14 protein-coding genes are annotated in these 10794 nt (G+C 35.6%); all 14 read right to left on the bottom strand.

Annotated elements, in window-relative coordinates:
• Window positions 1-96: 96 nt before the first annotated feature.
• A complete protein-coding gene (locus tag K4H96_RS06235) occupies window positions 97-1005 on the bottom strand; it encodes a hypothetical protein (RefSeq protein WP_227956416.1) in 909 nt (302 codons plus the stop codon).
• Window positions 998-2134 carry a type VII secretion protein EssB gene (essB, locus tag K4H96_RS06240; protein WP_227956418.1) on the bottom strand — a complete coding sequence of 379 codons (1137 nt, stop codon included), beginning with the start codon at window positions 2132-2134 and terminating at the stop codon, window positions 998-1000. The genes K4H96_RS06235 and essB overlap by 8 nt, the downstream gene beginning before the upstream one ends.
• Window positions 2127-2381 (bottom strand): hypothetical protein, encoded by a 255-nt coding sequence (locus tag K4H96_RS06245; RefSeq protein WP_002916152.1) that lies wholly within the window; start codon window positions 2379-2381, stop codon window positions 2127-2129. Before K4H96_RS06245 ends, essB begins: the two co-directional genes overlap by 8 nt.
• Window positions 2350-2832: a type VII secretion EssA family protein gene (locus tag K4H96_RS06250; protein ID WP_002916155.1), complete on the bottom strand. Its 483-nt coding sequence runs from the start codon at window positions 2830-2832 to the stop codon at window positions 2350-2352. Before K4H96_RS06250 ends, K4H96_RS06245 begins: the two co-directional genes overlap by 32 nt.
• 555 nt (window positions 2833-3387) lie before the next feature.
• Window positions 3388-3702 carry a DUF4176 domain-containing protein gene (locus K4H96_RS06255; protein ID WP_032909781.1) on the bottom strand — a complete coding sequence of 105 codons (315 nt, stop codon included), beginning with the start codon at window positions 3700-3702 and terminating at the stop codon, window positions 3388-3390.
• Between the two features lie 151 nt (window positions 3703-3853).
• A complete protein-coding gene (locus K4H96_RS06260; protein ID WP_223338004.1) occupies window positions 3854-4570 on the bottom strand; it encodes a hypothetical protein in 717 nt (238 codons plus the stop codon).
• A gap of 54 nt (window positions 4571-4624) precedes the next feature.
• Complete coding sequence (locus K4H96_RS06265; protein WP_223337936.1) at window positions 4625-6016, bottom strand: T7SS effector LXG polymorphic toxin; 1392 nt, start codon at window positions 6014-6016, stop codon at window positions 4625-4627.
• Window positions 6013-6672 carry a DUF4176 domain-containing protein gene (locus tag K4H96_RS06270; RefSeq protein ID WP_227956420.1) on the bottom strand — a complete coding sequence of 220 codons (660 nt, stop codon included), beginning with the start codon at window positions 6670-6672 and terminating at the stop codon, window positions 6013-6015. The genes K4H96_RS06265 and K4H96_RS06270 overlap by 4 nt, the downstream gene beginning before the upstream one ends.
• A 27-nt stretch (window positions 6673-6699) precedes the next feature.
• Window positions 6700-6963 carry a hypothetical protein gene (locus K4H96_RS06275; protein ID WP_002916165.1) on the bottom strand — a complete coding sequence of 88 codons (264 nt, stop codon included), beginning with the start codon at window positions 6961-6963 and terminating at the stop codon, window positions 6700-6702.
• Between the two features lie 15 nt (window positions 6964-6978).
• Window positions 6979-7398, bottom strand: coding sequence for a DUF5082 family protein (locus tag K4H96_RS06280; RefSeq protein WP_002916166.1), 420 nt, complete (start codon window positions 7396-7398; stop codon window positions 6979-6981).
• Between the two features lie 685 nt (window positions 7399-8083).
• A complete protein-coding gene (locus K4H96_RS06285; RefSeq protein WP_002916167.1) occupies window positions 8084-8488 on the bottom strand; it encodes a hypothetical protein in 405 nt (134 codons plus the stop codon).
• Window positions 8481-8957: a hypothetical protein gene (locus K4H96_RS06290; RefSeq protein ID WP_223337938.1), complete on the bottom strand. Its 477-nt coding sequence runs from the start codon at window positions 8955-8957 to the stop codon at window positions 8481-8483. Before K4H96_RS06290 ends, K4H96_RS06285 begins: the two co-directional genes overlap by 8 nt.
• Before the next feature lie 4 nt (window positions 8958-8961).
• Window positions 8962-9486 carry a hypothetical protein gene (locus K4H96_RS06295; RefSeq protein WP_002916169.1) on the bottom strand — a complete coding sequence of 175 codons (525 nt, stop codon included), beginning with the start codon at window positions 9484-9486 and terminating at the stop codon, window positions 8962-8964.
• A 42-nt stretch (window positions 9487-9528) separates the two neighbouring features.
• Window positions 9529-10659 (bottom strand): hypothetical protein, encoded by a 1131-nt coding sequence (locus tag K4H96_RS06300; protein ID WP_227956422.1) that lies wholly within the window; start codon window positions 10657-10659, stop codon window positions 9529-9531.
• Window positions 10660-10794: the final 135 nt, after the last annotated feature.

Below are 10794 nucleotides of genomic sequence, written 5' to 3' on the forward strand. Positions count from 1 at the left end.
TGGTAGTGATTTCAGCGAAATCCAAAGAAGTCATATTACGGCGACCGTTTGTTGTTGGTTTATAAACACGAATTCCCACGATATTTCCTCCTTAGATTATTCTTCTTCTGCACCGAACAACTCGATTGCTTTAGAATCAGCTGTCAGTGTTACGATAGCTTTTTTATCAGTAAAATAACTCGTAATTGAAAATGCAGCTGTAAGAACACTCATGCCCCCCATACTCAACATCATAATGGCATTTCGTCCCATTAGAACAACTACCAAGCCAGAAAGAGCAACCATACCTAAAGGCGGAACAATTGCTCGCCAAATAGCATTTTTAGGTTTTGTTGGGGGATTTTTAGGTTTTTCTATTCTCTGACGTTTATCGTATATCGTGGGGAGTACTCGAGGACTACGACGATAAACTGGGAAATTAGATTGATAAATTGACTTTTTCTCTTCCAACAGGACACTTTGACTATTGAAATTTGCTTTCTCAAAGAACGATGAAATTTGCCATTGATTTTCTAAAAACTCTATAAAATAGTTCTCTACAAAAATACTATCTCCTTTTTTAAATTCAGAAATAATATCAGAAGAAATCAATTGCTCGTTCAAATAGAAGACACTGCCATTTGGATAGAGATAAACTTTACCATTGGAAAACAAAACATAAGCTTTCGAGTGAATAAGGAGATCTGCTTCTTTTTCTTTTGAAATAATAAAATCTTGATTTGGAGGAGAAATGTAACTAACAGAAATGTCACTCTCTTCTTCAAGGACAAAAACAGTCTTATTTTCAATAGTATTTTTTCCTCTGGTTAATTCTTTTCCAWTAGAGTAGACCTTACTATCATTCACGTTGAAAAAAAGTCCTTGCACTTCAGCACTGTCGCCTTCCATAAAAGTGAGTAAAGAAAGTCGCTTGCCAAATATAACCACTTTGATTTGCCCAGAAATTTTATTAGAAATCAGTTCTTTTTCTGTATTGTGAAAAAATTTTTTGTCTTCCCTACTCATCTTTTTCTTCACCTACTTTTACACCTAGTTTTTTAGAAAGCTCCTCTATTTCCTTGCGATATTCACTTAATTTTTTTTGTTTATTAGCACCCTTCATATTCTTATCTTCACGGGTTTGTTCATATAAATTAGTATAAGCGTGCAAGGTCAACTGATCATCCCCAATATTCTGAGCTAAATCTAGAGATTTTTTATAGTCTCCCCTTCCAAGATAAATCCAATAATCTAAAAGATTTTCCTCGCTGGATGGAGTGATTGTGTTTAAAACGCTTGATTTCTGCTCCTCTGACAAGTTATCTAAATGAACATAAGAAGACGCTAAAACATATTTTGCTTCTTTACCTAAGCGATTTACTTGAAATTTTTGTAAATCGTCGGCAACATCGTCATAATGCTTAGAAATAAAATGGCTCTGTGCATCCACTGTCGCACGCTGAACAGGGATAGACCAAAAATAAAAATATGCTGCAAAAGCTCCTAAAGCAACAGTTGTAACGCTAAAAATTCCCATTCCAATAGAAAAAATACGCCAACTCCGTTTTGAAACCACTATCTTTTTTTTCTTTTCTTCCTGATAAGCTTTGYCGTAAGCTTCATTAACATATTTTATTACTTCTTCATATGTCTTACATGCAGCTATATCCTSTACCAATGAATCTCTTATTGCAGCTATACCATCTATTAGTAATTCAAAATCAAGTTTTGGTCGCAGAATAGAGACAACCAAAGCCTTGTAGCTCATTAGAAACGTTTCTGAAGTATAAGGTATAGGACTCATAATTCCTTCCAAACCAAAATGAAGAATCTTAACAACACTTCCTTGTAGAAATATATTTTTCGGATGGATATAAGGAACCTTAAAATTATGCTCAGAGAATGTCAAAGACTCCATTTTCTGAGCCAACTCCAAACGCTTTACTTCTGTCATCTCTTCCGCAATAAGATCTTTAAGACTATAAGAATATTTTGGCTTATCATAAATTAGTGATAAAAAACCATTATCTTCTAATGTCACGGCAGCATCCACATAATTTTCAACTGTAGATAATTTTTGACGAGAAAAATGGCTGGCTGGCAGAATAACCTTGACCTTTTCCTTACTGTATTTAATTTCAATTTTATCACTCATTTATAATTACCTCCAATACATCTCCATCCCCTAATGGATATTCCTTTAAAGCTCTATGCTGTTCTATTCTTAGAAGCTTTCCTCGAACCTCTAAATGCCAATTATTTTGATGAATAGATAATGTTTTATCTAGATTGTTTGAACACATTAACATCTTTACTCCCTGTAAAGATAATAGTTTAGAAAAGCGAATATCTATTTCCTTATCTTCATATCTAATTGTTGCGTTTAAATATTTTTCCCCCATGAAAAATCCTTCCTAAATAAATTCCAATTAAAATCATTGCTACAATAAATAATACTGCACCAAGAATTGACCATATCATTGTGGCCCCTGATTCCTCTGTGTCTACAATAATACTGTCAGAAACCTGATAGTTCTGAAAAAGAGCATGTCGATAAACTTGGAGGTCGAGTCCATCACCACTCCGAACTTCTTTCTTACTGAAATTAGCTTGGTTTGCAGTCTTAAGCATTTCCTGAGCATCAGTTTTAGATTTCGTCGCTTCTTGCTCTATTCTATCCATGAATAAATTAGGTGCATAAATATGCTCGATTTCATTACCTTGGGAACGCTGCTTTTTTTGCGTTATCGAATCTGTTTTTAAATCTAATTCGCCGTCCTTAGCATAAACAGTACTTCCAGTAAACAATAACAATAAAAATATCACTAAAACTCGACTTGATTTTTTCAACATTTCATCTCTGCTTTCTAGCTTAAAAGACTATGAAAAATATTTAGCATCCATAAGTACGTTATAAATATTCCTAAACAACATTTACCTATCATAAAAAGCTGTAATAAATTTTATATTGACTAGTCTCATTCAAAGATTAGTCTTATTTTATCACGAATTGTATTAATATTCAAACTTTCAAACAGTTATTCACAAGCAGATTGTGTTGTTATGACAAAAAATATAGCACCTAAATAAATTTAGATGCTACGATATATAATTCTAAATCTAAATATACCGTCCCGATTTAATTGCAGTAGTTCTTACTTCCCTAAGGTACTTCTGATTTATCACCGATTAATATTCAAATATTATTTCTCAGAGTATTATCTATTACCTTTATTTAACGATATTTTTTTCTAACTTGCGCTACTCAAAACATCTCTAAATATCTTTCCCATAATCTTTTCATCAGAAAGTACATTGAAAGGACATTTCAACTGCGATTATATCACAAACGAAGTAATCTCAAGAAAAAAAATCGCTCTAATATAGCGATTCTTCTCATATCATTATTTAAATAGAACCTTTTGGAACTTCTGCTGACTTCATCCAAGTATCGTAATGCTCTTCAAAAGCCTTCTCATCTTCGTTTCTATATCCCTCAAATAAAACTTCTTTGACATTTTCTCTATTGAAAAAGAACAAATTGTCTGGTGTCTGCATCCCGTTCGGAATAACTACTGAACCGTAGTCAAAATAGACACTCTTAGTCCCTCCTTGACCATCTTCCACTTCGATTACACTAGCTCGTGAAACAATCATCACTTCACTACCATCACCATTTTTGAGGGTTACAACTGAACCCAAAGGTAAAATTTTATCTGTCATTTTCTTCTCCTTGTTTTTCCAATTTTTCTACATTGCTTAGCGCAATAAAGTTCAACAATATTCACTAGAAATCAAAAAGTCACTATTGCATCTCTTGACTTTAAAACAAAAATTAATCTCCATATCTTAAAGCATCTCAAAACTTTCTTTTTTACTTATGTAATTCTTTTGTCACAATAGCTCCATCCGGTCCGACGCTCACTTCTAAATATACATCAGAATTTTCATCGTCTCTACATACTACTCTTAATTTTCCAGACTCAAATTTTTCTGTTATGTCCAAAATACCAGAAATATTATTCTGATTATATATAACAAAAGCAACTCCCAACAAAAGACCTGCAAAAATAATCTTAAAAATCTCTCCTCCAATCGGCTCTCCTAAAAAATCTTTGAAGTGAAAAATAAAATCATAGACATAGTAGAAACCTACTGCAGGAATAGTGAACAACAAAGCGTTAAATAAAAAAGTATTATTGCGTTTCTCTTTTTCACTCAAGTTCTTTTCTTTTAAATCCTCTGAATCACAAATAGTAAAAAGACTGACCGTTTGAGTAGTCACTTGCGCTCTATTGATATTTCGATACAAGGCTCGTTCTACAAGGATAGTAATGAAAGCAAACTCTGCTATCCATATAAGAATAACACTCCAAAAAGTAGTCATGCTATAAGTTCCTTGTAAAAATAGACTAAAGAAGGAAGAAATGCCACTTCCGCTAGCTATAAAGAGAACAACTAATAGAGGAATATGTCGATTCATCTTATTTGATTTCTCTGTATCTAATAGTTTACTYTTTGGCGCTTCTAAAACTTCGTGGGTCTTACGATCAAAATAAATAGCTTTGTCATAATATTGATTCAAATACATACGCCGTCTTCTAAAAAACATTCTAGCCTCTTTCTAATATTTATCGGATTCCCGTTACCACAGCTTGGGTAGCTTCCACTCTCCGTGTGAAAACTTATCCCATACATGATTGATCCCTTTTCCAACTGCATCTCCGATAATCGTCCCTGCTACTGTTCCTATTACCGTTCCTACTACAGGGATTGGAATAGCAGAGCCAATAACTGCTCCAACTTGAGCTCCGACTACTGCTCCACTAAAGGTACCTGCCGCATGGGCGACTCCATCAGCTAGTGCATGAGCATCCCCATATTTGCCCCTATTCTGTTGGAATGTATCCCAACCATCTTTCAATGCTAATACTGTACTAATAGCGCCTACTTGCTTCACTGCTCCGAATCCCTTTTGAGACACAGATGATTTCATATTTTTAATGACATCCTCTGTAACAAAGCTCCACTTAATTTTTCCGGCATTTTTTACAAAACGAACATCATCTACATGACCACCTATAAATTTACCAAATTTAGTAGCCCAACCAGCAATCTTTTCTCCTCTTGCAAGAGATTTAGCTGCTCTTGCAAGAGCTTGAGTCCCAGTACGAGTGCCAGAATTAATCATAACAAAATTAGCTCCTCTAACACCGTATTGAAGCAATTTACGGCCTGCCGATTTTCTAATTAAGGAATTTACCATTGCTCCAGCCTTAGTTGAAGCTGCTTTAAAGCCATCTATTCCTAAAGATTGCGCAATAGATTTTAGTTCTTCTACAATATAGTCTAACACCTTTATAGGTGTCGAATTTAAAACAGAATTGGTAACTTCCTCGACCCCATCCATAAAGGCAGTGCCTTTATAAAATGCCTGTGCTTCTTTTGAAGTAAAGGAACTCTTACCTGCTCCTTCCAGTCCCTTCAGAGCAGTCGCCTGAACTTGTAAAAGCTTACTATACTCATCTCCTCGTTTCCAACCATTAAAGCTAGCCATATTGGTTTTAGTATCGGTCAAAATGGTCTTTCCTTCTGACAAAGGAGTGGTAATTGCGCTGGCATCTGGATTCGTCAGACTGATAATATCAGAGATGGAGCTATAAATATTTGCAGTTGCTTGATTCACCGTACTAATATTGGTCTCTATACTCGAAAAGCCATCTAAAAGCCCCTGCAAATAATCCGTATCAATAATTGCATCTGCTGCGGTCTCTGAGACTGTTGATTTAAACTGTTCAATAGTCTTATCGTATTGAGCAGAAAGAACGGCTAAAGCATTGGAAAAATTCGTCAATAAGGGAACCTGATGATTGCTAATTTTGGCATCAATTGCTCCCTTGACATCTCCTTTGAGACTTTCCGAATTGACCAAACTTACAAAAGAGGTCTTAGCTGTCTCAAGCTGAGTAGTAATCGAGGTTTGTGAGTTAGACAATGCTGTCTTCTGGTTATGAACCTCTGTCATATCTATTTTCATCTATCTTCTCCTTCAATACTATGTGTCATGGAAAAAACCCTATGTCGAAAATAATCCTTACGATACTGCCGATCTACATAGGATTGATCCAAAGTATCGCTATAACCTTCTTGGATAACATGAGAAATCAAATAGCTTGGAATAAACAAAGGTTCAACATCTAKTCTCATACCATAGGGGTAGATGCTAACTAGATAATCTATATATTCCCGGTCGTCTGGTTCAGAAAGCAATCTCCGCCCCATAATCATAGCCATAAAGGGAACCTTTGCCTTCTCCATCTCGGATACTAGTCCCTCTGGAAGAAGCTCGCGATCTAACTCTACCAAACTGCCCAAGGGGAGGATTGGAGCCAACAGTAAATCAGTACAAGATAACCAAATCCTAAAGTCTTTCATAGACAAAACGAGCTCCGAGCCTAAATAAGCCAGAGTTACTCTCTCCTGTTCCCAATCAAACTTCATCGTAACAGATGTGCCAAGCAAGCTACTGTAACTATAAAAGGACTCTTTCTTGACAATTGCCAACTGAAGTCTACGAAATGCATCTCCTTGACTAATTAAAGATTGACCCACTTGCTCCAAAATGGCTCTTTCACCCTCATCAACTCCTAATTCAAGCAAGGAGTTTTGATAAAGGTCACTTATCTCATTCATCTATCTTGTTCCTTTCTGCAAAGTTACTTATTTAGCATTTGCTTGATTTTGATCATCAGTCACTTTATTTTCGGCCGCTTGATTCATACGAGTTACATCCGTAGTCGTAAAAGTCTTGAGACTGCTAATCGCTGTATTAAATGACTTAATCTCGTCATTAAAAGATGTAAAAGGAGTCATTGTTGTTGCTGAAAAAGTTAACTCTGCCATATCTGAAATGCCAGAGATGCTTGTACTAACTGAATTGGTCAGTCCAGTCCAAACACCATAATCCGTTCCTGTATTTGCCATTTATCTTTCCATCCTTTATTCTGAACTAGCTGAATTTGCCAAAGACTGATAATTAAGCATGTTATTATACGCCGTATTTGCTGCTGTCTGTAAGCTGGCCGACTCTGCTTGAAGCTCCCCAATCTTAGCATCTATACTACTCAAATTTGTGTCGTGACTCGTTTTATTGTTTGTAGCAGCGGTATTAGCAGAATTGTACTTTTCTGCGTATTTATTCTTCCGATCTCCCTTAAACTGAGATGCATCTTCCCCTTTAATTTTCGTTAAGGCATCTATAATACCCGTCTGAAAATTATTTATCTGAGTGGACAAGTCCGATTTGGCAGTTTCTAAGCGAGAAATCTTTTCATCTACGGCTGCTTTTTGAGAAATTGCATTATCATGATTTTGAGATTCTTGATTAGCTAATCCTTGGTAATAAGATGCATCTGACATTTTTATTTTCCTCTTTCTGAATTTCAACTAAAATAGAGTGGTAAACACTTTTAGTCTTTTTTAATCACAATCTATAGATATCACTATAATATTACTCTCAAAATAGTTTATCATTGGTTTCAGTCATTACAAGCCTATTAATCTCAGCACATAACCACATACTCTTCTGATAAAATTACATAASTATATTGGCATCTACATAGATTCACATAATATGTTATTTCAATGAAAAAATCAAGATTTTTAACATACTTATACTACTTTAAAAACACTACTTAGAGGTATTCCGCTTCTTAGTATAACACAATAATCAGAGAATGAAAATAAAATAATGGTTCATAGGGAAAATTTTTACATAAATCTTTTATATTAAAAATATAGCTAAGAGTTTAATGTGCTTTTGGAATATACTATAAGTTATGTGATTACTTTTTAATGAAAGTAGTGCAACATTCATCAGGAACACTTTTGATTATTATATGTTCAATCTTCTCTTAACTCCAATAGAAGCAACGCTCAATCATCAAAGTCTAACGATTATTATACCTTGGATAAACTTCTCTTTTACCACACCAAAAGAGAAGACCAGATTGGTCTTCTCTGCGTACAATCGGAACCTTTTCTCTCACTGTTGTTAAAAAGGATTCACTTAGAGAGTATTAGATATTCCAATTCTTCAAAWATACTATTGAGAGTATTTTTTTGAATACTCAGAATAATTTGGTTGTTCCTTTTTATTCATTGCATAAAGCATCGTTCCATTTAAGTCGTCCTTTGACGAATATGGCTGAATCATAACTGCAATATTTTTATCTTTATCTGGGAAAATAACGGTATAGTTCTCACCGTTTTGCTCAATTTTATAGTATGTTATATCACCTTTTTTCTCAACAGACTTTTGCTTATAGTCATATTCTTTCCCATCTACTGTAACTTTATCCTTATCAAATTTAAGAACAACATTTTTCTGGGCACCTGTTTGGGCTTTCCACTCCCCCTGAAGTGCATCTGAAGAATTTCCACAGGCTGTCAAGATCACTAAAAAGACTGGGAGGGTAATATAAGTTAATATTTTTTTCATTTTATTCATCTATTTTCACACTCCTAAAAATATTTTGAATTTCTATATAATCTGGATTATGAGTTTGATCTTTTATACCTACAGTTCCAGTAAAGCTAACCATTATTTTCACTGCTTCTTTCTCTATGAAAGTTGCAGCTAGGAACTGAGCTAGTGGGCCGGAGTCTTCGTCAATGTATGCATACTCTACCACTTCCCACTGACAACCGTTCACATCATGTAACCCCTCAGAAACAAACTTAATGTTAGCGAGATTTTTCGCATATCCTTGAATTTCAGCCTTATACGCATCAAAACCATAATCTAAACTAACTGTTCTGACATTTATTAAAACATTAGAAGTGAAACTTCCTTTTTTTACTTTTTTSAGAGAGAGTACTGAACCTGGTAAATTCCAGTTATCCCATTCTACCCCAGCATCTATTTGTATATTAGGAAAAGCAGGAAATGCTTCACTAGGAAATTCTCTTAAAGTCATATCATTATACTCCTTTTGCAATATATTTTAATTTGTCAATTCTATCATGAATCGTTTCTACATTCAAATTTTCTCGAAGGTATTCACAGAGCATTCCATTTTCATAAAACATTTGCTCTGAAAGCTGACCTTTTGGTTCATCCGGGCACTGAATCATAACAATGCTGAAAACACCACCGGGACCAGAATTCTCAATTGCATTTCCCTCAAAATGATAGGTGAAAGCCCGAAATTGAGAACCATTGTAGTTACCTGAAATTACATAGGCAACTTTTACCATATTTCCACGACCAAATGGATAATGATTAAAATTCGCGTATTTTTCTACATACGGATTCTGGAAAAGTTTTAGTGTGAGGTCGTTACTTGTTTTTTGCTTGGAATATTCTCTGTAATAGTCGTTACCTTGTGCTTTATCAAATTGATAGCCGTGCTCGGAAGCGAAGGCTTGGTATACTTTATTCTTTTTGGCGGAATGACTAATCGCCCAATAAACTATCCAACCTACGAAAGCAAAAATTGCTAGCATTAAGACAATAAAAATTATTAAAAAGTCCACATGATCCTCCTATTATTTAAATGGGTTGATCCAATTAGCAAAATCTTTAACATCCTTAATTGCTGAATCGTAATCAAAATCAACTTTAACTTTCCCACCTAGACCCACTCCAAGAGCAGCACCTATATCTAGGTCAAGTTTAATGTGACCCTCGCCAGCCTTAAATCCAGCACTTGCTTCTGCACCAACGCCAGCTTTTGCACTACCACCTATACTAAATGTAGTATAGGCCGCTTTAGCATGAACCTCGCCTTCAGCTTGTGCACCAGCAAACGCTCCAGCTTGTGCATTAGCTTCTACGCCACCAGTTGAATGTGCTTTAAAGCTGGCACTAGCATCGGCTTTTGCACCTGCGAATGCCTCACCAGAAGCACCAGCATTTATCTGAGTAATTCCATGACTTGTATCACCAAAGGTAAGATCAACATTTCCCTTGGCTTCAGCTCCAGCTTTAGCAGAGGCTGAAGCACTTGCCATCAATCCTTTTTCATCAAAAGTAACACTACCATCAGCATTGACCCAAGCTCCAGCCATTGCCTCTACCTTAGCTTCCCCTTTCGCTGACAGAATTCCTGAACCAACTGCAAAGCCTCCGCTAGCAGAGGCAGAGACACCAATCATAGCTTCAGCATGCGCAGATATGTCAATTCCATCTTTTGTTAAATTAGCTTTTATATCTGCAGCAGCTTTTGCTCCAACAAACGCCTTACCTTCAGCATTGAATTTGACGCCTGCAATTTCAAAGCCGCCACTAGTTTCCAAATCAACCAGAAACGCCGCAGCTTCAGCACTGCCATCAGCATGAAGTTGTCCTTGATCATCAACCCAAATTTTCCCTGAAGCCATAGCTCGTTTACCTCGGGTATCCGTGATAAACTTCGACCACCAAGATGAACCTGATTTAGAAAAGCTGTTTAATGTTTCAGATATATTCTTCAAAAGTTCTAATGGAGTCGAATTCGTAACAGTCTCAGCAATTTTAACTACTCCCTGTAGAAATTCTGAATTACTATAAAAACTCTTAGCTTCCGCAGAAGTAAACGAACTACCAGCTATATTAGATAGACTTTCAAGAATTTTAGTTTGAGATAATAATAAATCTGCGTACTCAGTTCCCCTTGTCCAGCCATCAAACGTTTCCATATTCGCCTTTGTTTCAGTTAATATTGTCTTAGCTTCTGATAAGACTATTGAACAGTTCCAATCAACAGTATCAGAGAATGCGTCAGATGCGATAATTGATACGGATTATCTACAAGGACTGTTAGATGGTTTTTC

The sequence above is a fragment of the Streptococcus sanguinis genome (assembly GCF_020729765.1).
In the GTDB taxonomy this organism is placed as follows: domain Bacteria; phylum Bacillota; class Bacilli; order Lactobacillales; family Streptococcaceae; genus Streptococcus; species Streptococcus sanguinis_Q.